The organism is Stenotrophomonas maltophilia group sp. Smal13, from assembly GCF_030236855.1.
GTDB lineage: Bacteria > Pseudomonadota > Gammaproteobacteria > Xanthomonadales > Xanthomonadaceae > Stenotrophomonas > Stenotrophomonas maltophilia_A.
This window is the reverse complement of sequence record NZ_JASJSQ010000084.1, coordinates 1-21,360: the sequence shown is the minus strand read 5'-3', so window position 1 is coordinate 21,360 and position 21,360 is coordinate 1. Positions and strand designations below refer to the sequence as shown.

The window sequence follows — 21,360 nt, the reverse complement described above, 5'->3', positions numbered from 1 at the left end:
CGCCCGTACCACCCTCCCCCTGCCCGATACCTGCGATACCGCCCCGCGCGCCGAATTCCTGCGCGGCCTGCGCGCCGCCGTACCGGTGATGATCGGCTTCATTCCCTTCGCCCTGGTGCTCGGCGCCCAGGCCGCCCAGAAAGGCCTCAGCGCGCTGGAAGTGCCGCTGATGACCGGCCTCAACTTCGCCGGCGGCTCGGAGTTCGCCGCCGTCGAACTGTGGACCTCGCCGCCGCATATCGCGCTGATCGTGGCGATCACCGCGCTGGTCAACAGCCGCCACCTGCTGATGGGCGCCAGCCTGGCCCCGCTGCTGCAGCACCTGCCGCGCCGCCGCGTGCTGCCGGCCCTGTTCTTCATGTGCGACGAAAGCTGGGCGATGGGCGTGGCCGACGCGCGCCGCCGTGCGCTCGGCTTCAGCCTTTCCTACTACCTGGGCGTCTCGGCCGGCCTGTACACGGTCTGGGTGGCCTGTACCGCGCTGGGCGCGATCGTCGGCCCGATGCTGGGCGACATCCACGCCTATGGTTTCGACATGGCCTTCCCGGCCGTGTTCCTGGTGCTGCTGCGCGGCATGTGGCAGGGCATGAAGGCAGCGCGTCCGTGGCTGGTCAGCCTGGGGGTGGCCGCGGCCACCTACCTGCTGGTTCCCGGCGCCTGGTACGTGGCCAGCGGCGCGCTGGCCGGCCTGGCCGCAGCCTGGCTGCTGGCGGAGGACGCGGCATGATCTTCAACGGACTGATCCACTGGACCTCGGTGCTGACCATCGTGCTGATGGCCGCCGCCACCTACCTGACCCGCATCATCGGCTTCCTCGCGCTGCGCAATCGCACACTGAGCAAGCGCGCGGTGACGGTGATGGAAGCCGCGCCGGGCTGCGTGCTGATCTCGGTGATCGCCCCGGACTTCGTCGCCGACAAGCCGGCTGATCTGGCCGCGCTGGCGATCACCCTGCTGGCCGCCACGCGGTTGTCGATGCTGCCGACCGTGCTGATCGGCGTGGTATCGGCCGGTGTGTTGCGCTATCTGATGGGCTGACGCACGCGCGAGGTCCCCACGTGGTGTGACTGGAGGCGCGACGGTCGCTATCAGCTCGACCTGCACATTTGCGTGCCGCCTCAAACGTGGCCCGGAGCCACCTACTGGAGGTGTTTGAAAAAATTCCGATTGCCTGATCGAGCCTGAGCCGGTACGGATCGACTGCCGAATCAGCGGGTTGAGCTGATCGATCAATCGACGTCCAACATGGAGAGTACCAATGAGCAATCTGCGAGTTGTCGTGGCAGCAATCGGTATCACCCTCACATCTACTCGCGGGCTGCCCCTCTGATGCAGCGCCGTCAGTCCAGGCGTACCCAGCCGGGCCCCGCGCTCGGGCTCTATGCTGGGCTGGCGGCAATCCTTCTGGCCACAAGTGCGTGCCAATCCATCCAGCTGCCTCCCCGGAACCTGGTCAGTCCCGATGGAGGGTATGCCACCCTGCTGCGAGGCCCTTCCTCACATCTGAAGATCAGCACAGTGTCGGTGCTACCCGGCCCGGAAAGCTCGGAGTATCCCAATCGATCCATCGAGTGCGGGTGGTCATCTGTCGCAACTCGAGTCCTCTGGGAAGATCGAGCGCTTTCAGTCATGCAGGCGTCGCGGCTCTGCGAGGCCGCCGCACGATCCGCTGGACTGCCGCTCCAGGGCAATGGGCAGGAACGGACGCCTCTGCGCTATCAGTTGACAATCGTAAGTGACGGAGGCGGCATCTGGCGACAGCTGCCGGGACCAGAGCCGCCGGGCCAGATGGTCAGCTTCTGGTTTCCCTCCGGTCCCGACACCGACTCGCTGCGCAGGCGCGTGATCGCCACCACCGCCCATGAGTTCCAGCATATCGCCACCGCATTGGCAGGACAGCCTCGGCGCGGCGCGCAGCGCAAACCAGACGCCTATCTGGCAGGCGCATGTGCCCAGCTGATGATCGAAGGCGCCGTTGCACGTACGGATCTGCCTGGCGGACACGATCCGCGAGCTGATCCGTTTCTGCCATCGGCAGCCAGGCGCTCCGCGCATGCAGGCAGTACGACCGGGGGAGCGCTGCTGCGGTTCTTCGGTGACGCGGACACCTTGCACATCAATGAGGGAGGCCGCCACCTGATGCGGCATTGCCACGAGACGATCGGCTTTCCCCTGCAGCAGTGAACGCGCCCTGCGACACCCAGTCGCAGCCAATCCCGCCACCCACTTGATCAATGTCAAACCGCCCGCCGCCGTGCGGGCGTATTTCTATGCAGGACCCGAACACGCCGGCGTTACCGGCATCCACAAGGACCCTGCGATGAGCTACACCCCCGACAACGCCCAGCTGCTGAATGCCATGCAGAACGTCATGGTGATCTCCACCACCGACCTGCAGGGCAACATCACCTACGCCAACGACCTGTTCTGCACGCTCACCGGCTTCGCGCGCGAGGAGCTGATCGGCCAGCCGCACAGCATCGTGCGCCATCCTGACGTGCCCAAGGCGGTCTACAAGGACATGTGGGACACCATCAAGGCTGGCAAGACCTGGACCGGCATCGTGCCCAACCTCGGCAAGGGTGGCGTGCTCTACGTGGTCGACACCACCGTGCAACCGCTGTTCGACGCCGACGGCAACATCACCTCGTACATCAGCATCCGCCGCGTGGTGAACGACCTGATGCAGAACTACGACCTGGTCGAGTTCAGCAAGGAAAAGTTCGACGACTTCTACGAGGCCGCGTGAACGCCCTCCCGACCAGTACGCCCTTCAGCCGCCTGCTGGTGGGTTTCGCGTCCGAGTCGGGCAATGCCCGCGCCCTGGCCCAACGCCTGGGCGCGGACCTGCAGCCGCACGGGCCGCTGGTGGTCCCGTTCAACGACATCGACGTGGCCAGTCTCGGCCACGGCGATGTGCTGCTGGCGATCTCCAGTTCCTTCGGTGACGGCGAACCGCCAGCCAACGGCGAGCAGTTCTTCGAAACACTGCGCCAGACCCCGACGCTGAGCGGCCTGCGCTATGCGGTGTTCGGCCTTGGTGACACCGGCTACCCCAGTTTCTGCGGCTTCACCAAGGCGCTGGATGCCGCGCTGAGCGAGCGCCAGGCGCAGCCGCTGCTGCACCGCGTGGATGCCGACCTGGGTTACGAGCAGTTCTTCCAGCAATGGCAGCCGGTGCTGGGCCAGGTTCTGGATGGCGACCTCAACGCTGGCCAGGACCTGCACCTGCAGGTCACCGCCTATGGCGAAGACAATGCCTTTGCCGCCCGCATTCTCGAACGCCGCCGCTTGAACAGCAGCGACCCGGCCGCCTGGCACCTGCAACTGGACATTGCCGGCAGTGGCATGGCCTACCGCGCCGGCGACACCCTGCACGTGGTACCCGAGAACGACCCTGCCCTGCTGCAGGCATTGGCCACCTGGTACGGCGACACCGCCGCTGTGGCTGCGCTGCATGACCGGGAGCTGCGCCTGCTGAGCAAGGGCGTGCTGCGCGAACTGGCCAAGCTAGGTGACAGCGAGGTACTGAAGGGCCTGTTGAAGGTCAGCCAGAAGCGCGAGCTGGAAGCCTACCTGCACGGGCTGGACCTGCTGGACGTGCTGCAGGACCACGCCACGCCGGCCAGCGTGCCGCTGGCCCGCCTGCGCGAGCTGCTGTCACCACGCCTGCCGCGCGCCTATTCGATCGCTTCCCACCCCTGCAACGACTGGCTGAGCCTGTGCGTGCGCGAAGTGCGCTACACCCTGCGCGGCCGCGAGCGCTTCGGCACTGCCACCGGCAGCCTGCTGCATGGCGGCGACCACGCCCGCGTGTACTGCCGCTCCAACCCGGGCTTCCACCTGCCCGATACAGGCGAAGCGCCGCTGTTGCTGGTCGGTACCGGCACCGGTATCGCGCCGCTGATGGGCCTGATGCAGGAGCTGCAGGCCAACGCCTGCGAACGCGAAGTGCACCTGGTGTTCGGCGAGAAGCACAGCCAGCACGACTACCTGTATCGCGAGCAGCTGCAGGACTGGCACGCGCGTGGCGTGCTGGCCGGCCTGCATACCGCGTTCTCGCGCGATGGCGCCGACAAGGTCTATGTGCAGCATGTGCTGCAGCAGCGCGGCGATGACGTGCGCGATGTGCTGGCCCGCGGTGGGCATCTGTACCTGTGCGGCAACAAGAGCCACCTGGAAAGCGCGGTGCGCGAGGCCATCGATGCCATCAGTGGCGAAGGGCACTGGGACGCGCTGCGGGGCGAAGGCCGCACGCACTGCGAGCTGTATTGATCCATTCCACTGGATTGCGCGAACGCTGGACTGGTAGAGCCGGCCGCTGGCCGGCTACTCCGGATTCCATGGTTGCCGGCCAGCGGCCGGCACTACCATCAGCTGTAGTCAACCATCGCCCGTGCGTCGCGGAACCCCTGAACCGGTAGAGCCGGCCGCTGGCCGGCTGCTCCGGATTCCGTGGTTGCCGGCCAGCGGCCGGCACTACCATCAGATGTAACCCACCATCGCCAGTGCGCCCAGCACGGATCAACCGCCGACAATGCGGCCATCCACTACGCGTGCCACCTGCTGGCCGAACATGGCCACATCCTGCGGGTCGTGGCTGATCAACAGCAACGGAATACCAGTCTTGTCCAGCACGGTCTCAAGCTCCTGGCGCAGGTGCTGGCGCAGATCATGGTCCAGCGCGGAGAACGGCTCATCCAGCAGCAGCGCCTGCGGCTGTGTCACCAGGGCGCGTGCCAGAGCGGTACGCTGGCGCTGTCCCCCGGAGACCTGCGAGGGCAACAGATCACCGACCGTGTCGATGCGGAATGCGTGCAGCCACTGCTCCACCGCATCGAAGCGCTGGCCAGCCCGCGGATTCAACCAGCCCTTCTGCAGACCGAACGCCACGTTCTGGCGCACGCTCAGGTGCGGGAACAGTGCGTAGTCCTGGAACACGTAGCCCAGCCGGCGGCGCTGCGGCGGCAGGTCCACGCCGGTCGCCGCGTCAAACAAGGTCTGCCCCTGCAGGCGCACGTGGCCCTGGCCCGGCCGCAGCAGCCCGGCCACTGCCTTCAGGGTCAGGCTCTTGCCGGCACCCGAGGGGCCGAACAGCACCACCTGCCGCTGCGTGCACTGCAAAGCTACATCCAGCATGAAATCCTGGCTGGCCGCCTGCAGTCGGCGCTGCACCTGCAGGTCAAGCCACATCACGCAGCTCCCGGCGACGCCCGCCCACCAGCCGTGCGGCCAGCAGCAGGATCACGATGCAGACCACCGAGGTCAGGATCACCAGCGCATTGGCCTTACCGTCCTGACCGGCCTGCACCGCTTCGTAGATGGCGATCGACAACGTCTGCGTGCGGCCCGGAATGCTGCCGGCCACCATCAGGGTGGCGCCAAACTCGCCCATCGCGCGCGCGAAGGCCAGCAGCAGGCCGGCGAGGATGCCGCGCCAGGCCAGCGGCAGCGTGATGCGGAAGAACACCGCCGCTTCGGACACACCGAGCGTGCGTGCGGCCTGCTCCAGCTGTCCGTCCACTTCCTCGAACGCCGCGCGTGCCGGCTTGAACACCAGCGGCAGCGAGGCCACCGCCGCAGCGATCACCGCCGCCTGCCAGGTAAACACCAGGTTGATGCCGAACCACGACTGCAGCCACGCGCCGATCGGGCCGTTGCGACCAATCAGCACCAGCAGGTAATACCCCAGCACCGTCGGTGGCAGCACCATCGGCAGGGTCAGCAGCGAATCCAGCAGCTCGCGGCCGGGAAATCGCCGCCGCGCCAACAGCGCGCCCAGTGCCACGCCCAGCACCAGATTGATCGCGGTGGCCCAACCGGCCACCTTCAGCGACAACCCCAGTGCGCTCCAGTCGAGATCCATGCCTCAGGGCTTGCCGAACCCATGTTTGGCCAGGATCGCCTGGCCCTGTGCGGAACGCACGAAGGCGGTGAAGCGCTTGGCTTCAGCCGGTTGCGCACTGGCCTTGGTCACCGCCATCGGATAGGCGATGCGCCCCACCACCGGCACCGCGAAGGCGCGGCGCACCCGGTCGGGCATCGCCTGTGCATCGGTGGCATAGACGAAGCCGGCATCCACTTCACCGCGCGCCACGTAATCCAGCGACTGGCGCACGTTCTGCGTGGTGATGATCCTGCCCTGCACCGACGGCCACAGGCCTGCTGCTTCCAGCGCGCCCTTGGCATAGCGGCCGACCGGCACGCTGTCCGGGTTGCCCAGTGCGATGCGCTGCACGCCGGCACCGGTCAGGTCCTTCAAGCTACGCGGCTCGACCTTGGCCTGCGGCGGCACCACCACCCACAGCGCGTTCACCGCGAATACCTCGCGGGTGCCCTCCGCCAACAGGCCCTGCTGCTGGGCCTGGTCCATCGTTGTTTCATCGGCCGAGGCGAACACGTCCACCGGCGCGCCACGGCTGATCTGCTGCAGCAGCACGCCTGAGGCGGCGAAGTTGAAATCGACCTTGGTTCCTGGATGTTCCTTTTCGTAGGCCGCACCCAGCTCACGGAAGCTCTCGTTCAGGCTCGATGCCGCCGACACCGTCAGGTCGGCCGCCCAGGCCGGCACCGTGGCCAGCAGTCCCAGCAACAACAGTCCAGCGCGCTTCATCGTCGGCTCCCGGCCAGGTTCAGTTCGGATCGGATTCGTCGGCCACCGCCAGCACCGCCAGGCGCTCGGGCTGCAGCAGCAGGATCTCACGCTGTTTCACCGCGATGATCCCGTCATCGCTCAGGCGACGCAGCACGCGGCTGGCGGTTTCCGGCGCCATCCGCAGGTAATTGGCGATCTCGGTGCGTGCCATCGTCAGGTTGAAGCGCGTGGCAGAAAAACCACGCCGCGCGTAACGCTCGGACATGTCCAGCAGGAACGCGGCCATGCGCTCTTCGGTACGGTGGTTGGCGGCCAGCGTGGCGACTTTGCCGATCTCCGCACTGAGCAGGCTGAACAGCTTGGCCTGCAGCCCCGGCATGCGGGTGGCCAGCAGGCTCAGCTTGGGGAACGAGATGCGGCACAGATGGACGGTGTCCAGCGCCACCGCGTTGCAGGGGAAGCGCGACCCGTGGATCGCGTTCAGGCCGATCACCTCGCCCGGCAGGCTGAAGCCCAGCACCTGCTCGTTGCCCTGGCTGTCGTCGACGAAGGTCTTGACCATGCCGGCGCGCACTGCAGCAATCGAATCGAACGATTCACCGGCGCGGAAGATGTAGTCACCCGCATGGAACGGGCCGACGTGGTCGACCAGGACGTGCAGATCGCCCAGCGCGGTCTTGTCATAACCCTGCGACATGCAGGCATCGGAAAATGCACAGGTACTGCAGAAGTGCAGCGCGTCGCCATCATCGGCGGCGGCGGGGTTCGGCGTGGCCCGGCCGAGGCGACCCTGGGAAGGCGGAGTTGAAGACATCGGGGCAGGACTCAAGCGATGGCGGCCGCCGGCCGGAAGCATGCGGCCATCATACGCCACAGCAACCGCCCTTCTTCGGCCAGCCGCAGCACACGTGCATCCCACTGCGCCCAGCCGCGCGCCAGCAGCGGCGACAGCGCCGGCAGCTGTTCGGCGAAGCATTCCTCGAAGGGTTCATCATTACGCCACTCGAAGGCGGCCGCATCGAGGGCATGGTCGCAGGCGATGCTCTGTGCCACCTCGGCCGCCATCCGCTCGTCCTCGGACAGGATCAGGCCCGCGGCCACGCCCATGTGACCGGACTGCAATCGCGCCCGCCATTCGCCCAGCTCGTCCTCCAGCCGATAGAACACTTCGCCGATCTGGCTGCAGGCGGACAGGCCAAGCCCGATGAAATCACTGCGGTCACGGCGCGGCACGCCGGCCAGGTCACAATGACGCTGGCCATCGCCCGGGCCATGCGGGTTCGGCAGGTCGCCGCGCTGGTAGTGGTCACCACCGATCGGTTCGTAGCCTGCTGCGCGCAGCAGGCGCCAGGCCTGCAGCCAGTGGGCCGCTGAGGGATCCCGTGGCAATGCGCACGGCGCTGGCAACAGGATGCGCTCGGGTGCTTCGGCCAGCACCTCATGCAGACGCTCGATGAAACCGGTGTCCTCACTGGCGGGAACGCGCAGCTGGTAGTAGCGCGCAGTGAAGCCGACCTGCCGCGCCTGTGCCAGCAGAGTCGGCCCCGGCGCATCGGCACGGTCGATCACGTTCAGGCGGGTGCAACCCACCGCGCGCAGCTGCGCCGGTGACAGCGCGCTGCCGGCGTCCAGCCGCACTTCCACCTGCGGCCGCGCCACCGTGCGCAGGTGCTGCGGCACGGCGTCCAGCAGCTGGCCCAGCTGCGGCGGCGGCAATGTCTCCGCCAATCCCAGCTGCAACACCATCGCCACCACTTCGCGGTCCTCGGCCAGGGCATCGGCCTGCAGCTGCAGGGCCAGCAGCAAGGTGTCCAGATACGCCTGTGGCGGCACATCGCGACCACCACGACCGGCCTGGAAGCCGAGCGTCAAGCCACGCGGGATCAGGTGCTCATTGCTGGCGCGCACGGCGGCGCGCCAGCCGCTTTCGCCAAAGCCGGTGCTGAACTGGTCAGCCGCCGGGAACAGCACATGCCGGGGCTGCCGCAGCAATGCTGCCTGCAGCGCAGTGTCCTCACTCTCATCGACGTGGAAGCTCATGGCACACATCTTCGGGCGTTCCTCTTCGCGTGGCCCTGATTGAAATCAAGCGTGGCGCATCGGTGGGTTCATGCCGGCCAGCGGCCGGCACTACCCTTTCGCCCGCTACCCGGTAGTGCCGGCCGCTGGCCGGCAACCCCCTCCACCCACCGCGCACCGTTCCGGTAGTGCCGGCCGCTGGCCGGCACCCCCCTTTACCTGCCACGCACCCGCTCGGCGGCGGCCGCATCAATGGCTTCGGGCAGGTCGGTCTCGCGGTCGATCTGCGGGAAGTGACGGCGCTCCATGCGGCGAATAGCAAAGTGCATCCACGCCAGTGCGGCGGCCACCAGCACGAACAGCAGCATGAAGCAGCTGCTCCAGATGCCCAGCGCATCGTTCAAAGCGCCAAACACGATCGGCAGGATGAAGCCACCCAGGCCGCCGATCATGCCGACCACGCCGCCCACCGCACCCACGTGCTTGGGGTAGTACACCGGAATGTGCTTGTAGACCGCGGCCTTGCCCAGCGACATGAAGAAGCCCAGCACGAACACCAGCACGGTGAACATCACCACGCCGATGGCCAGATGGAAGTGGATCGGGCCGTGGATGCCCTTCACCACGTACTCGGTATCCGGGTAGGCCAGCAGGAAGGTGCAGATGGCCGACACGCCGAAGGTCCAGTACATCACCCGCCGCGCGCCCATCCGGTCCGACATCCAGCCACCGACCACGCGGAACAGGCTGGCCGGGATCGAGTAGCACGCCGCCAGCATGCCGGCGTGCCCCACGTCCATGCCGTAGGCGCCCACCAGATAGTGCGGCAGCCACAGCGCCAGCGCCACGAAACCGCCGAACACGAAGAAGTAGTACAGCGAGAACCGCCACACCTGCAGGTTCTTCAGCGGCGCCATCTGCTCGGCGAACGGAACCGGCTTCACGCCCTCGCGGCGGCGCTGCTCCAGCGACGGGTCTTCCTTGCTGAAGAGGAAGAACAGCACCGCAGTGACGGCCAGCGCGACCGCCCAGACCTTGGCAACCATGGTCCAACCCGCGGCCACCATCACCAGCGGCGCCAACAGCTTGGTCACCGCCGAGCCGATGTTGCCGGCACCGAAGATGCCCAGCGCGGTACCCTGCTTGCTGGCCGGGAACCACTTCGAGACGTAGGCCACGCCCACCGAGAAGTTGCCGCCGGCGATGCCCACGCACAGCGCGGCGATCAGGAACTGGGTGTAGGTCTGCGCGTAGGTCAGCATCCAGGTGGCCACGGCGCCACACAGCATCACCAGCACCATCACCTTGCGGCCACCGAACTGGTCGGACCAGATGCCGAGGAAGACGCGGCTGACCGAACCGGTCAGCACCGGCGTGGCGATCAACAGGCCGAACTGAGTGTCGTTCAAACCGAGCTGTTGGCTGATCTGGATGCCGATGATTGAAAAGATCATCCACACCGCGAAGCACACGGTGAAGGCGAACGTGCTCAGCCACAGCGCACGCTGCTGCTGCCCGGCACTGGCGGGGGCAAGGGCCTGGTTCATGGGGTCTCCTCGTTCAATGGGGGTCAGCCGATATCCGCTTCGGCTTCGATCTCGTCCAGCCCGCGCACGGGGTAGCGTTCCTGCAGCTGCAGCAGGTAGGCCTGCACCTCGCGCTGGCGTACCTGCAGCTCCAGGTAATCACGCAGCTGCGGCAGCACCGCCGCGAACGGCTGTGGCTGCCCTTCCTCGCGGGCATCGACGCAGACCACGTGGTAGCCCCAGCGCGATTCCACCGGGAAACCGGCCAGGCCCTCGCGCAGGCGGAACACCTGGCGGTCGAACTCCGGCGTGGTCTGCCCACGCTGCAACCAGCCCAGGTCGCCGCCCTCGCTGCTGGAGGGGCAGCGCGAATGGCGCAGGGCGAAATCGGCGAACAGGTGCGGCGACTCCTTCAGCAGTCCGACCAGCCGCTCGCCTTCGGTGCGTGCGGCGAAGCGCCCGGCCACGTCGTCGGCCGGCGCAGCCAGCAGGATATGGCGCAGGCGCACGCGATCGGGCGAGCGGAAGCGCTCCGGGTTCTGCTCGAAGTAGCGGCGGCAGTCCTCATCGGTCGGCACACGGTCTTCGATCGCGTCTTCCAACAGTTGCTGGATCAGCACTTCCTCGTCGCTGACCCGGTTGCCCTCCGGTGCCTGCAGGCCCAGCCGCTGCGCTTCCAGCCGCAGCAGCTCGCGCACCACCAGGGCACGTGCCGCCTCGGCACGTGACTGTTCCGGGCGCATCGCACGATGGTGCTGCATCTCGCGGGCGATATCGGCCTCGCTGATCGCGGTCTCGTCCACGAACAGCCGGCACGGTGCCGGCTGCCCGAGCGAGCGCGGCCCCTGCTCCGCCGCGTCGTGATGGTGCGAATGGGCCTCGGCCGGAACCGGGGCATTGGAGTCGATCACGGTGATCGGCAGGAATTTCGGCAGGCTGCCCATGGCTTACTCCCGCGGACCGTAACGCAGCGTGGCCTGGCGGCGGCGCACCACCTGGTACGGCCGCCACAGGTAGCTGATCGGGATGCTCCACACGTGCACCAGGCGGGTGAACGGCGCGATCAGGAACAGGGTCAGGCCCAGGAAGATGTGCAGCTTGTAGACCCAGCTGACGCCCTCGATGTAGTCGGCGGCACCGGCGCGGAAGGTCACGATGTGCTGCGCCCACTCGGCCAGCTGCACCATCACCCCACCGTCCAGGTGGCCGGACGAGACGCGGATGCTGTACAGGCCCAGGCACAGCTGGGCGAACAGCAGCACCAGCACCAGGGTGTCGCCAAAGCTGCCAGTGGCACGCACGCGCGCATTGAACAGGCGGCGAACCAGCAGGATGCTGATGCCGATGAAGCACAGTGCGCCGAACACACCACCAACCACCATCGCCAGCATCTGCTTCTGCGACGAGGTGATGAAGTGCTCGTACACCGCGTGCGGGGTCAGCAGGCCGACCAGATGGCCACCGAGGATGGCCAGGATGCCGATGTGGAAGCAGTTGCTGCCGATCCGCATGCCCTTGTCCGACAGCATCTGGCTGGAGCCGGTGCGCCAGGTGTACATGGCCTTGTCGTAGCGGGCCCAGCTGCCGATCAGCAGCACCGCGACGGCGATGTACGGGTAGTACTGGAAGGCGAATTGATGCAGGGAGTAACTCATGGCTGGACCTCTCGATGCGAAGGACGGGCCGGCGAACGCACGGGCGGCTTGCAGTCTTCGGCGGGGGCTTCGGCGCCGAAACGCACCGCCTCCTCCTCCCACAAGCGGTCCATGGCCTCGTCGGTATCGTCGCGGACTTCCTCGCTGGCACGCTGGCGCAGCGCCTGCAGATCGGCCTTGCCGTCACCGGCTTCGACCAGGATCTCGAACAGCACCCGGTGCGGCAGCTCGCGCTCGGCGGCACGCGCTGCCAGCATCCCGGCGATATGGCCGATGTGGTGCAGCCACTCGCGGGCCTCGCTGCCGGGGCGATGGGCCAGGAACTCCAGCAGCAACGGCAGGTAGTCCGGCAGCTCGCGTGCATCCAGTTCGAAGCCGTTGCGGCGGTAGGTTTCGACCAGATCGACCATGGCCTGGCCACGGTCTCGCGACTCGCCATGGATGTGTTCGAACAGCAGCAGGCTCATCGAGCGGCCGCGGTCGAAACTGGCCAGCCACGCCGCCTGCGCATCCAGCGCATCGGTAGCCAGCAGCTGCTGCACGAAGCTGCGCAGCTGCTGGCGGCGGGCGGCGCCCAGCGCGGGGTCGTCGCAGGCGGCGAGCAGTTCCTCGCCGTGCTGCCACAGTTCTTCACGTGGGTAATCCAGCAGCACCCCAATCAGCTTGAGCACGCTCATCACACCACCTCCTTGCGGCGATGGTTCGGACCCTTGTCCACCACGAAGGTGGTGCTCTTGCGCTGGCCGAACAGGTCGGCCGGGCTGTCACCGTTGCAGCCGTTGCCGAAGGTGAAACCGCAGCCGCCGCGCTCGCCGAAGGCATCGTTGGCATACTCGCGGTGGCCGGTCGGAATCACGAAACGGTCCTCGTAGTTGGCGATGGCCAGGTAGCGATACATCTCTTCCACCTGGGCGATGCTCAGTCCGGTCTGTTCCAGCACGGCGGTGTCTTCCACGCCGTCCACGTTCTTGGCCCGGCGCCAGGCACGCATCGCCATCAGCCGCTCCAGCGCGCGTACCACCGGTGCCTCGTCACCGGCCGTCAGCAGGTTGGCCAGGTAGCGCATCGGGATGCGCAGCGAGGCCACGTCCGGCAGCTCGCCGCTCATGCCCACCCGGCCACGCTCGGCGGCGGACTGGATCGGCGACAGCGGTGGCACGTACCAGACCATCGGCAGCGTGCGGTACTCCGGGTGCAGTGGCAGCGCCAGCTTCCAGTCGATCGCCAGCTTGTACACCGGCGACTGCCTGGCCGCATCCAGCCAGCTGTCCGGGATGCCCTCCTTGCGCGCGGCGGCGATCACCGCCGGGTCGTTCGGGTCCAGGAAGATGTCCAGGTGGGCCTGGTACAGGTCCTTCTCGGCGGCCACCGAAGCCGCCTCGGCGATGCGGTCGGCGTCGTACAGCATCACGCCCAGGTAGCGGATGCGGCCCACGCAGGTTTCCGAGCACACGGTCGGCTCGCCCATCTCGATGCGCGGGTAGCAGAAGATGCACTTCTCCGACTTGCCGCTCTTCCAGTTGTAGTAGATCTTCTTGTACGGGCAGGCCGACACGCACATGCGCCAACCGCGGCACTTGTCCTGGTCGATCAGCACGATGCCGTCTTCCTCGCGCTTGTAGATCGCGCCCGACGGACACGCCGACACGCACGCCGGGTTCAGGCAGTGCTCGCACAGGCGCGGCAGGTACATCATGAAGGTCTTCTCGAAGGCGCCGTAGATCTCCTTCTGCACCTGGTCGAAGTTGTAGTCGCGCGAGCGCTTGCTGAACTCCGAACCCAGGATCTCCTCCCAGTTCGGGCCCCACTCGATCTTCTGCATGCGCTCGCCACTGATCAGCGAGCGCGGCCGCGCGGTGGGCTGGTGCTGGCTGTCCTTGGCGGTGTGCAGGTTCTGGTAGTCGAAATCGAACGGCTCGTAGTAGTCGTCGATCTGCGGCAGGTCCGGGTTGGCGAAGATCTTGGCCAGCATGCGCCAGCGGCCACCGGCACGCGGCACCAGCTTGCCGGCGCGGGTGCGCACCCAGCCGCCGTTCCACTTGTCCTGGTTCTCCCATTCCTTGGGGTAGCCGATGCCCGGCTTGGTTTCCACGTTGTTGAACCAGGCGTACTCGACGCCCTCGCGCGAGGTCCAGACGTTCTTGCAGGTGATCGAGCAGGTATGGCAGCCGATGCACTTGTCCAGGTTCAGCACCATCGCGATCTGTGCACGGACCTTCATCACACCACCTCCTTGCTGGCCGATGCCGAAGCACCAGCGGGCTGCTCATCGTCCAGCCAATCGATCTTGTCCATCTTGCGCACGATCACGAACTCGTCGCGGTTGGTGCCGCAGGTGCCGTAGTAGTTGAAGCCGTACGCCAGCTGCGCGTAGCCGCCGATCATGTGGGTGGGCTTGAGCACAATGCGGGTCACCGAGTTGTGGATGCCGCCGCGGGTCCCGGAAATCTCCGAGCCCGGCACGTTGATGATGCGTTCCTGGGCGTGGTACATCATCGCCATGCCCGGCATCACGCGCTGGCTGACCACCGCACGCGCGGCAATCGCACCGTTGACGTTGAACAACTCGATCCAGTCGTTGTCGACGATGCCGGCACTGCGCGCGTCGTCCTCGCTCAGCCACACGATCGGGCCACCGCGCGACAGCGTCTGCATGATCAGGTTGTCGCTGTAGGTGCTGTGGATGCCCCACTTCTGATGTGGCGTGATCCAGTTCAGCACGATCTCCTTGTTGCCGTTCGGGCGCTGGTTCAGCAGCGGCTCCACCGTGCGCGTGTTGACCGGCGGTCGGTAGCCCATGAAGGCCTCACCGAAGTCGATCATCCACTCGTGGTCCTGGTAGAACTGCTGGCGACCGGTCACCGTGCGCCACGGAATCAGCTCGTGCACGTTGGTATAGCCGGCGTTGTAGCTGACGTTGTCGTCCTCCAGGCCCGACCAGATCGGCGAAGAGATGATCTTGCGCGGCTGTGCCTGGATGTCACGGAAGCGGATCGCCTCGTGCTCCTTGCCCACCGCCAGATGAGTGTGCTCGCGACCAGTGAAGGTGCCCAGCGATTCCCAGGCCTTCACCGCCACATGGCCGTTGGTCTCCGGTGCCAGGTGCAGGATCACCTCGGCCGCGTCGATCGCGGTCGAGATGGCCGGGCGGCCCTGGCTCACGCCCTCGTCGTGCACGGTGTGGTTGAGTTTGCCGAGGAATTCGACTTCGTGCTTCGTGTCCCAGCTCATGCCCTTGCCGCCGTTGCCCAGCTTGTCCAGCAGCGGGCCCAGCGAGGTGAACTTGCGGTACAGGTTCGGGTAGTCGCGCTCCACCACCGTCATCGACGGCATGGTCTGGCCCGGAATGGCCTCGCACTCGCCCTTCTTCCAATCAGCCACGCCGAACGGCATGCCCAGCTCGTTGGGGGTGTCATGCAGGGTCGGCACCAGCACCAGGTCCTTCTCCACGCCCAGCACACCGGGCGCCATCTCACTTACGGTGCGGGCAACTTCCTTGAAGATCTCCCAGTCGCTGCGCGATTCCCAGGCCGGATCCACCGCCTTCGACAGCGGGTGGATGAACGGGTGCATGTCCGAGGTGTTGAGGTCGTCCTTCTCGTACCAGGTGGCCGTGGGCAGCACGATGTCCGAGTACAGCGCGGTGGTGCACATGCGGAAGTCCAGCGTCACCAGCAGGTCGAGCTTTCCTTCCGGCGCTTCGTCACGCCACTTCACCTCCTCCGGCTTGACCGCGCCCATCTCGCCCAGGTCCTTGCCCTGCAGGCCATGGCGCGTCCCCAGCAGGTGCCGCAGCATGTACTCGTGGCCCTTGCCCGACGAACCCAACAGGTTCGAGCGCCAGATGAACATCATCCGCGGATGGTTCTGCTGTGCATCCGGATCGGCAAACGCGAAGTCCAGCGAGCCGTCCTTGAACTTGCCCAGCGCGTAGTCGGCCGGGGCAACACCCGCCGCTTCGGCCTCGCGTACCAGCTGCAGCGGGTTGCGGTCCAGCTGCGGCGCACACGGCAGCCAGCCCATGCGCACCGCGCGCAGGTTGAGGTCGGCCAGGCTGCCGCTGTACTTGCTCGCATCCGCCAGCGGCGACAGCAGCTCGTCCACCTGCAGCTTCTCGTAGCGCCATTGCCCGGTGTTGAAGTAGAAGAACGAGGTGCCGTTCATGTGGCGCGGCGGGCGGCTCCAGTCCAGGCCGAAGGCCAGCGGCTGCCAGCCGGTCTGCGGGCGCAGCTTTTCCTGGCCCACGTAATGCGCCCAGCCGCCACCGGTCTGGCCCACGCAACCGCACATGATCAGCATGTTGATCAGGCCGCGGTAGTTCATATCGTTGTGGAACCAATGGTTCATCCCGGCGCCGACGATGATCATCGAACGGCCATGGGTCTTGTCGGCGGTACGGGCGAACTCGCGGGCAATCTCGATCACTTCCGCACGCGACACGCCGGTGATGCGTTCCTGCCAGGCCGGGGTGCCCGGCACCATGTCGTCGAAGCTCGATGCCACGTTGCCGCCGCCAAAGCCACGGTCGACGCCGTACTGGGCCAGCAGCAGGTCGTAGACCGTGGCCACCAGGGTCTCGCCACCCTCGGCCAGGGCCAGGCGACGCACCGGGATGTTGCGCTCAAGCACGTCGTCGGCCGGCGCAGCGGTCCAGCCCTCAGACTCGATGCCACCGAAGTACGGGAAGCTGACCGCCTCGATGCCCTCATGGGCGTCGGCCAGGCTCAGGCGCAGGCGCGTATCGGCGCCCTTGCTTTCCTTCTCCTCGATGTTCCACTTTCCCTTCTCGCCCCAGCGGAAGCCGATGGAGCCATTGGGCACCACGATCTGGCCGCTGCTCTCGTCATAGGCCAGCGTCTTCCAGTCGGGGTTGTTGGCTTCACCCAGCCCGCCCAGCTCACTGGCACGCAGGAAACGGCCCGGCACCAGGCGGCCGTCGTCGCGGCGCTCCAGGCGCACCAGCATCGGCATGTCCGAGTACTGGCGGCAATAGTCCTGGAAGTACTGCGAGGGCGAATTGACGTGGAACTCGCGCAGGATCACATGGCCGAAGGCGAAGGCCAGCGCCGCATCGGTGCCCTGCTTGGGGTGCAGCCAATGGTCGGTCAGCTTGGCCAGCTCGGAATAGTCCGGGCAGATCGCCACCGTCTTGGTGCCGTTGTAGCGCGCCTCGGTGAAGAAGTGTGCATCGGGCGTGCGCGTCTGCGGCACGTTCGAGCCCCAGGCGATGATGTAGCGGCTGTTGTACCAATCGGCCGATTCGGGCACGTCGGTCTGCTCGCCCCAGATCTGCGGCGAGGCCGGCGGCAGATCGCAGTACCAGTCATAGAAGGACAGGCAGGCGCCACCCAGCAGGGACAGGTAACGCGCGCCGGCGGCATAGGACACCATCGACATCGCCGGAATCGGCGAGAACCCGACCACGCGGTCCGGGCCGTACTGCTTCACCGTGTACAGGTTGGAGGCGGCGATGATCTCGTTGGCCTCTTCCCACTGCAGGCGCACGAAGCCGCCCATGCCGCGGCGGGTCTTGTACGAACGCGCCTTCTCCTTGTCCTCCACGATGCTGGCCCAGGCATCGACCGGGGCCTTGCTCTTCCGTGCTTCGCGCCACAGGCGCAGCAGCGTGCCGCGGATCAGCGGGTACTTCAGCCGGTTGGCGCTGTACAGGTACCAGGAATAGCTGGCGCCACGCGGGCAGCCACGCGGTTCGTGGTTGGGCAGGTCCGGGCGGGTACGCGGGTAGTCGGTCTGCTGGGTTTCCCAGGTGACCAGGCCGTTCTTGACGTAGATCTTCCAGCTGCACGAACCCGTGCAGTTCACGCCGTGGGTGGAACGCACGATCTTGTCGTACTGCCAGCGGGCGCGGTAGCTGTTTTCCCAGTCACGGCCTTCGCTCTTGGCGAATCCGTGGCCATCGGCAAAGGTCTGGGGGTCACGCTTGAAGAACTGCAAGCGATCGAGGAAATAACTCATCGGGGGTCTCCCTTTGCGGACATCGGCATCGTGGCTGTGTGTGTCATCTGGCTGCGGTGCGTTTTCATGTCGTCAGCAGGGTGTCTCGGCACCGCGCCGGTAGTACCACCACCAGGTCACGGCCAGGCAGGTGACATAGAAAACAACGAATCCGTACAGCGCCATGTCGGGGCTGCCGGTCAAGGTGATGGACGAGCCGTAGCTCTTGGGAATGAAGAAACCGCCATAGGCACCGATCGCACCGGAGAAACCGACCACCGCGGCCGACTCGATGCTGGCCTGGTGTGCGGCCGTGGCCTTGCCCTGGGCACTGTCGTTGGCCGACCAGCGCTCATGCAGGGTGCGGAAGATCACCGGGATCATGCGGAAGGTGGTGCCGTTGCCGATGCCACTGAGCACGAACAGCGCCATGAAGCTGAGCAGGAAGCCATGGAAGTTGCCGCCCCGGCCATCGCTGGGCAGGAAGTGCAGTACGCCGAACACGGCCGCGATCATCAGCGCGAACACCCAGAAGGTCAGGCGTGCGCCACCCCAGCGGTCGGCCATGCTGCCACCCACCGAGCGCATCAGTGCGCCCAGCAGCGGGCCGATGAAGGCGTAGGCCAGCGGGTTCACGTCCGGGAACTGGCTCTTCACCAGCATCGGGAAGCCGGCCGAGAAACCGATGTAGGAACCGAAGGTGCCGATATACAGCCAGCACATCAGCCAGTTGTGCTTGCGGCGGAAAATCACCGCCTGCTCGGAGAACGACGAGCGGGCGCTGGTCAGGTCGTTCATGCCGAACCAGGCCGCGATGGCGCACAGCGCGATGGCCGGCACCCAGATGAAGCCGGCGTTCTGCAGGAACAACGGCGCCCCGCCCTCGACCGTGGGCTGCGGTGCACCACCCAGCGCACCGAACACGCCCACGGTGATGACCAGCGGGATCACCGCCTGCGCCACCGACACGCCCACATTGCCCAGGCCTGCGTTCAGGCCCAGCGCCAGGCCCTGCTTCTGCTTGGGGTAGAAGAAGGAGATGTTGGACATCGACGACGAGAAGTTCGCACCGCCGAAGCCACACAGGATCGCGATGGCCACGAACACCCAGTACGGCGTGGCCGGGTCCTGCACCGCAAAGCCGAGCCAGAGCGTCGGCGCCAGCAGCGACGCGGTGGACAGCGCGGTCCAGCGGCGGCCGCCGAAGATCGGGATCACGAACGAATAGAAGATGCGCAGCGTGGCGCCGGACAGGCTGGGCAGCGCCACCAGCCAGAACAGCTGGTCGGTGCTGAAGTTGAAACCGATCTTCGGCAGGCTGATCGACACCGCCGAGAACAGCACCCAGACCGAGAAGGCCAGCAGCAGCGAGGGGATCGAGATGACCAGGTTGCGGGTGGCGACCCGCTTGCCGGTGCGCTCCCAGTAGCCGGGATCTTCCGGCGTCCAGTCGCTGATGACGCGACCCGGACGGGCAGTGCTGCGGACAACAGGATCGCTACCGACGGTCATACATGGCTCCAAGGCTGTGGAATGACGTGGGTACTGCGTTTCAAGTTGTGACCCGTCGTCATGCAGCCATTAGGCCGCGCAGCAACAACGACGGGGTTGATCTGGATCAATCAGGGGCCGGTTTCCGCCGTGCCCCTGACAAATGTCAAACCGGTGAAGCGGTGTTGCGGCGGGTCACCCCGCGCTGGCGCACGCTGTCGCGCACGTCCACATCGAACTGCAGCTGAAGCTGGCCGCCATCTTCCAGGGCAATGTCGAATGGCAGCCCATCCCGGCACGGCAGCCGCGCCGCCAAGGCCTCGACTGCCGGGCGCGGCAGTACCAGGCGGCAGAAGGTGCCGCCATCGAGCAGCACCGGTTGATCGCCGCCATGCAGCGACACCGCCATGCCCCAGCCCTCGATGCCGCCAAAGCGGGTCATGTTCTCGACCGATTCACCGGCCAGCAGGCGCGCCAGTTCGGCCTCGTCCAGGCGAAGCCGTACTGATTGATCCTGCAACTGCACTTTCATGACGCAACATCCTCCCATTGTTCGGGGGTATTGCAGTTGACCAGCCCGGCCTCGTCAACCGGCGCCAGCGCGATCGTGTTCACGCCAAGACGACGCTGCAGCGCCTGCAGCGAGCGCGGACCGTGCGGATCGTCCAGCATCGATCCCAGCGCGCTACGACAAGCATCGTCTATCTCCAGCAGCATGGGCAGGGGGTGACCGGAAAAGATCGTGCACGGACCGCGATGGCCGTCACGCAATTGCTGCAGCAATCGTGGCGGCAGCAGTGGTATGTCCACCGGCACCACCCAGGCCGGTCCATCGGGCATGCACATCGCCACGCTGTAGAGCCCGCCAAGCGGGCCGCAACGGGCTACCCGATCGGGGATGCCAGCGAACGCTGGATAGTCGCCGCTCACCCACACCCGTTCGGCGCCGGCCTGCAGCAGCAGGCCACGCATGTGTTCCAGCAGCGTGCGCCCCTGCCACGGCAGCAGCGCCTTGTCGCGCCCCATCCGGCTGGACAGGCCGCCGGCCAGCACGATGCCGTTGATGGTTCCATTCATGGTAGAGCCACACCATGCGTGGCTGCGCCGGTTGGATACGCGGGAACGGCCCCATCCACGCATGGCGTGGATCTACTGAACCCCACGGCCATCCAGACATTCGGTGATAGAGCCACGCCATGCGTGGCTGCAGCGGACTCAATGGTGGTGGTCGTGCGCATGGTCATGGGCGTGTGCGGGTTCGCTGTCCGCATGACACAGGCTGCAGCCCTCGCTCCACTCGCTGTCGCCGTCCTCGTAATGCTCCTGCTTCCAGATCGGGCACTGGTGCTTCACCACCTCGATCAACTGCCGGCAGGCCCGGAATGCCTCGTCCCGGTGCGGGCTGCCCGCCGCCACCACCACCGCCACATCGCCAATGCCCAACCGGCCCTTGGCATGGGCCACATACAGCTTCAGCTTCGGACCGAACGTCGCCTCGACCTCGGCGGCCAAGCGCTTGAACTCGTTCAGCACCAGCGGCTCGAACAGGTCATAGGTAATCCCGTTCACCGGCCGGCCGATGTTGACGTCGCGCACCTTGCCGATGAACACATCGATGCCACCGAAACCCGGATCGGACACCGCAGCGATGCCCTCGGCCGGATCGATCGACGCCTGCGCGCGATCCACCACCTTGGCGATGATCTTCTCGCTCATCGCTCAGCCCCCGCTCACCGGCGGCAGGATCGCAACCCGGCCATCGTCAGGCAGCGCCTCGTGGTCACGCAGCACGCGTTGCTGGTCGGCAAATGCCGAGTAATCCAGCAGGCCCGCGCGGAAGCCCGGCCAACGCACCGGCAGCAACTCGCGCAACGCCTGTCGCAGGTCGGCCACGGTGCCTCCGGCCACCTCCACCGCGATCTCGCGGCTGGCATCCAGATCGGAAAACGCACCGAACAGCTGCAGATTCACCTGTTTCATCATGACTCCTGACTCGCCAGCTGCACCGGGTCATGGTGACCCCAGCCCTGCACGCGCACGTAGGTACCAGCGCTGGCCAGGTCGCCCTCGGCCTCCAGCACCACCCAGGCGTTGGCCTGCAGCATGGACATCAAACGGA

The 21,360-nt window shown here is 66.5% G+C and carries 21 protein-coding genes and 1 pseudogene; 5 read left to right on the top strand and 17 right to left on the bottom strand.

Going from position 1 to position 21,360, the window contains the following annotated elements; genetic code table 11:
* The 5 genes from QRO95_RS20440 to QRO95_RS20420 all read left to right on the top strand — a co-directional run.
* A partial coding sequence (locus tag QRO95_RS20440) for an AzlC family ABC transporter permease (protein WP_285303383.1) occupies positions 1-727 on the top strand: 727 nt, incomplete at its 5' end.
* Positions 724-1,038: an AzlD family protein gene (locus tag QRO95_RS20435; RefSeq protein ID WP_032128129.1), complete on the top strand. Its 315-nt coding sequence runs from the start codon at positions 724-726 to the stop codon at positions 1,036-1,038. The genes QRO95_RS20440 and QRO95_RS20435, both read left to right, overlap by 4 nt.
* A gap of 750 nt (positions 1,039-1,788) precedes the next feature.
* The gene (locus tag QRO95_RS20430) at positions 1,789-2,184 is read left to right on the top strand and encodes a hypothetical protein (protein ID WP_285303382.1); all 396 of its coding nucleotides are present in this window, start codon (positions 1,789-1,791) and stop codon (positions 2,182-2,184) included.
* A 136-nt stretch (positions 2,185-2,320) separates the two neighbouring features.
* Positions 2,321-2,749 carry a PAS domain-containing protein gene (locus tag QRO95_RS20425; protein ID WP_005409905.1) on the top strand — a complete coding sequence of 143 codons (429 nt, stop codon included), beginning with the start codon at positions 2,321-2,323 and terminating at the stop codon, positions 2,747-2,749.
* On the top strand, positions 2,746-4,275 hold the full coding sequence (locus tag QRO95_RS20420) for a sulfite reductase flavoprotein subunit alpha (RefSeq protein WP_285303381.1): 1,530 nt from the start codon (positions 2,746-2,748) through the stop codon (positions 4,273-4,275). The genes QRO95_RS20425 and QRO95_RS20420 overlap by 4 nt, the downstream gene beginning before the upstream one ends.
* A 249-nt stretch (positions 4,276-4,524) precedes the next feature.
* Here QRO95_RS20420 and QRO95_RS20415 read toward each other — a convergent pair whose 3' ends face one another.
* From QRO95_RS20415 to QRO95_RS20335, 17 genes and pseudogenes are all read right to left on the bottom strand, one after another.
* Positions 4,525-5,193 carry an ATP-binding cassette domain-containing protein gene (locus QRO95_RS20415; protein ID WP_285303380.1) on the bottom strand — a complete coding sequence of 223 codons (669 nt, stop codon included), beginning with the start codon at positions 5,191-5,193 and terminating at the stop codon, positions 4,525-4,527.
* The gene (modB, locus tag QRO95_RS20410; protein WP_006371078.1) at positions 5,183-5,866 is read right to left on the bottom strand and encodes a molybdate ABC transporter permease subunit; all 684 of its coding nucleotides are present in this window, start codon (positions 5,864-5,866) and stop codon (positions 5,183-5,185) included. Before modB ends, QRO95_RS20415 begins: the two co-directional genes overlap by 11 nt.
* A gap of 3 nt (positions 5,867-5,869) precedes the next feature.
* A complete protein-coding gene (gene modA / locus QRO95_RS20405) occupies positions 5,870-6,613 on the bottom strand; it encodes a molybdate ABC transporter substrate-binding protein (protein WP_285303379.1) in 744 nt (247 codons plus the stop codon).
* Positions 6,614-6,632: 19 nt separating this feature from the next.
* On the bottom strand, positions 6,633-7,409 hold the full coding sequence (locus tag QRO95_RS20400) for a helix-turn-helix domain-containing protein (RefSeq protein ID WP_285303378.1): 777 nt from the start codon (positions 7,407-7,409) through the stop codon (positions 6,633-6,635).
* 11 nt (positions 7,410-7,420) lie between these two features.
* Entirely contained in the window at positions 7,421-8,635 is a 1,215-nt protein-coding gene (locus QRO95_RS20395) for a coproporphyrinogen III oxidase (RefSeq protein WP_285303377.1), read from the bottom strand.
* A 194-nt stretch (positions 8,636-8,829) separates the two neighbouring features.
* The gene (locus QRO95_RS20390) at positions 8,830-10,161 is read right to left on the bottom strand and encodes a nitrate/nitrite transporter (protein ID WP_180838502.1); all 1,332 of its coding nucleotides are present in this window, start codon (positions 10,159-10,161) and stop codon (positions 8,830-8,832) included.
* 23 nt (positions 10,162-10,184) lie between these two features.
* Positions 10,185-11,084 carry a peptidylprolyl isomerase gene (locus QRO95_RS20385; protein ID WP_285303376.1) on the bottom strand — a complete coding sequence of 300 codons (900 nt, stop codon included), beginning with the start codon at positions 11,082-11,084 and terminating at the stop codon, positions 10,185-10,187.
* A gap of 3 nt (positions 11,085-11,087) precedes the next feature.
* Positions 11,088-11,795 (bottom strand): respiratory nitrate reductase subunit gamma, encoded by a 708-nt coding sequence (gene narI, locus QRO95_RS20380; RefSeq protein WP_285303375.1) that lies wholly within the window; start codon positions 11,793-11,795, stop codon positions 11,088-11,090.
* Positions 11,792-12,472: a nitrate reductase molybdenum cofactor assembly chaperone gene (gene narJ / locus QRO95_RS20375; protein WP_285303374.1), complete on the bottom strand. Its 681-nt coding sequence runs from the start codon at positions 12,470-12,472 to the stop codon at positions 11,792-11,794. The genes narI and narJ overlap by 4 nt, the downstream gene beginning before the upstream one ends.
* Entirely contained in the window at positions 12,472-14,016 is a 1,545-nt protein-coding gene (narH, locus tag QRO95_RS20370) for a nitrate reductase subunit beta (protein ID WP_110712538.1), read from the bottom strand. Before narH ends, narJ begins: the two co-directional genes overlap by 1 nt.
* Complete coding sequence (locus tag QRO95_RS20365) at positions 14,016-17,771, bottom strand: nitrate reductase subunit alpha (RefSeq protein WP_285303371.1); 3,756 nt, start codon at positions 17,769-17,771, stop codon at positions 14,016-14,018. Before QRO95_RS20365 ends, narH begins: the two co-directional genes overlap by 1 nt.
* 72 nt (positions 17,772-17,843) lie before the next feature.
* Entirely contained in the window at positions 17,844-19,262 is a 1,419-nt protein-coding gene (locus QRO95_RS20360) for a NarK family nitrate/nitrite MFS transporter (protein ID WP_285303369.1), read from the bottom strand.
* 145 nt (positions 19,263-19,407) lie between these two features.
* Positions 19,408-19,773 carry a hypothetical protein gene (locus tag QRO95_RS20355; RefSeq protein WP_012511276.1) on the bottom strand — a complete coding sequence of 122 codons (366 nt, stop codon included), beginning with the start codon at positions 19,771-19,773 and terminating at the stop codon, positions 19,408-19,410.
* Positions 19,770-20,318: a molybdenum cofactor guanylyltransferase gene (locus QRO95_RS20350; RefSeq protein WP_285303367.1), complete on the bottom strand. Its 549-nt coding sequence runs from the start codon at positions 20,316-20,318 to the stop codon at positions 19,770-19,772. Before QRO95_RS20350 ends, QRO95_RS20355 begins: the two co-directional genes overlap by 4 nt.
* A gap of 138 nt (positions 20,319-20,456) precedes the next feature.
* Positions 20,457-20,957: a molybdenum cofactor biosynthesis protein MoaE gene (locus QRO95_RS20345; protein ID WP_049401277.1), complete on the bottom strand. Its 501-nt coding sequence runs from the start codon at positions 20,955-20,957 to the stop codon at positions 20,457-20,459.
* A 3-nt stretch (positions 20,958-20,960) separates the two neighbouring features.
* Entirely contained in the window at positions 20,961-21,221 is a 261-nt protein-coding gene (locus QRO95_RS20340) for a MoaD/ThiS family protein (RefSeq protein ID WP_049401279.1), read from the bottom strand.
* Positions 21,221-21,360 (bottom strand): annotated as a pseudogene (locus QRO95_RS20335) (molybdopterin molybdenumtransferase MoeA); the annotation flags it as partial. The gene QRO95_RS20340 and the pseudogene QRO95_RS20335, both read right to left, overlap by 1 nt.

Bases quoted from the DNA above. Each gene is read 5' to 3' on its own strand.
- QRO95_RS20435 (WP_032128129.1), top strand. From the start codon at position 724: ATGATCTTCAACGGACTGATCCACTGGACCTCGGTGCTGACCATCGTG.
- QRO95_RS20430 (WP_285303382.1), top strand. From the start codon at position 1,789: ATGGTCAGCTTCTGGTTTCCCTCCGGTCCCGACACCGACTCGCTGCGC.
- QRO95_RS20425 (WP_005409905.1), top strand. From the start codon at position 2,321: ATGAGCTACACCCCCGACAACGCCCAGCTGCTGAATGCCATGCAGAAC.
- QRO95_RS20415 (WP_285303380.1), bottom strand. From the start codon at position 5,193: ATGTGGCTTGACCTGCAGGTGCAGCGCCGACTGCAGGCGGCCAGCCAG.
- modB (WP_006371078.1), bottom strand. From the start codon at position 5,866: ATGGATCTCGACTGGAGCGCACTGGGGTTGTCGCTGAAGGTGGCCGGT.
- modA (WP_285303379.1), bottom strand. From the start codon at position 6,613: ATGAAGCGCGCTGGACTGTTGTTGCTGGGACTGCTGGCCACGGTGCCG.
- QRO95_RS20400 (WP_285303378.1), bottom strand. From the start codon at position 7,409: ATGTCTTCAACTCCGCCTTCCCAGGGTCGCCTCGGCCGGGCCACGCCG.
- QRO95_RS20395 (WP_285303377.1), bottom strand. From the start codon at position 8,635: ATGAGCTTCCACGTCGATGAGAGTGAGGACACTGCGCTGCAGGCAGCA.
- QRO95_RS20390 (WP_180838502.1), bottom strand. From the start codon at position 10,161: ATGAACCAGGCCCTTGCCCCCGCCAGTGCCGGGCAGCAGCAGCGTGCG.
- QRO95_RS20385 (WP_285303376.1), bottom strand. From the start codon at position 11,084: ATGGGCAGCCTGCCGAAATTCCTGCCGATCACCGTGATCGACTCCAAT.
- narI (WP_285303375.1), bottom strand. From the start codon at position 11,795: ATGAGTTACTCCCTGCATCAATTCGCCTTCCAGTACTACCCGTACATC.
- narJ (WP_285303374.1), bottom strand. From the start codon at position 12,472: ATGAGCGTGCTCAAGCTGATTGGGGTGCTGCTGGATTACCCACGTGAA.
- narH (WP_110712538.1), bottom strand. From the start codon at position 14,016: ATGAAGGTCCGTGCACAGATCGCGATGGTGCTGAACCTGGACAAGTGC.
- QRO95_RS20365 (WP_285303371.1), bottom strand. From the start codon at position 17,771: ATGAGTTATTTCCTCGATCGCTTGCAGTTCTTCAAGCGTGACCCCCAG.
- QRO95_RS20360 (WP_285303369.1), bottom strand. From the start codon at position 19,262: ATGACCGTCGGTAGCGATCCTGTTGTCCGCAGCACTGCCCGTCCGGGT.
- QRO95_RS20355 (WP_012511276.1), bottom strand. From the start codon at position 19,773: ATGAAAGTGCAGTTGCAGGATCAATCAGTACGGCTTCGCCTGGACGAG.
- QRO95_RS20350 (WP_285303367.1), bottom strand. From the start codon at position 20,318: ATGAATGGAACCATCAACGGCATCGTGCTGGCCGGCGGCCTGTCCAGC.
- QRO95_RS20345 (WP_049401277.1), bottom strand. From the start codon at position 20,957: ATGAGCGAGAAGATCATCGCCAAGGTGGTGGATCGCGCGCAGGCGTCG.
- QRO95_RS20340 (WP_049401279.1), bottom strand. From the start codon at position 21,221: ATGAAACAGGTGAATCTGCAGCTGTTCGGTGCGTTTTCCGATCTGGAT.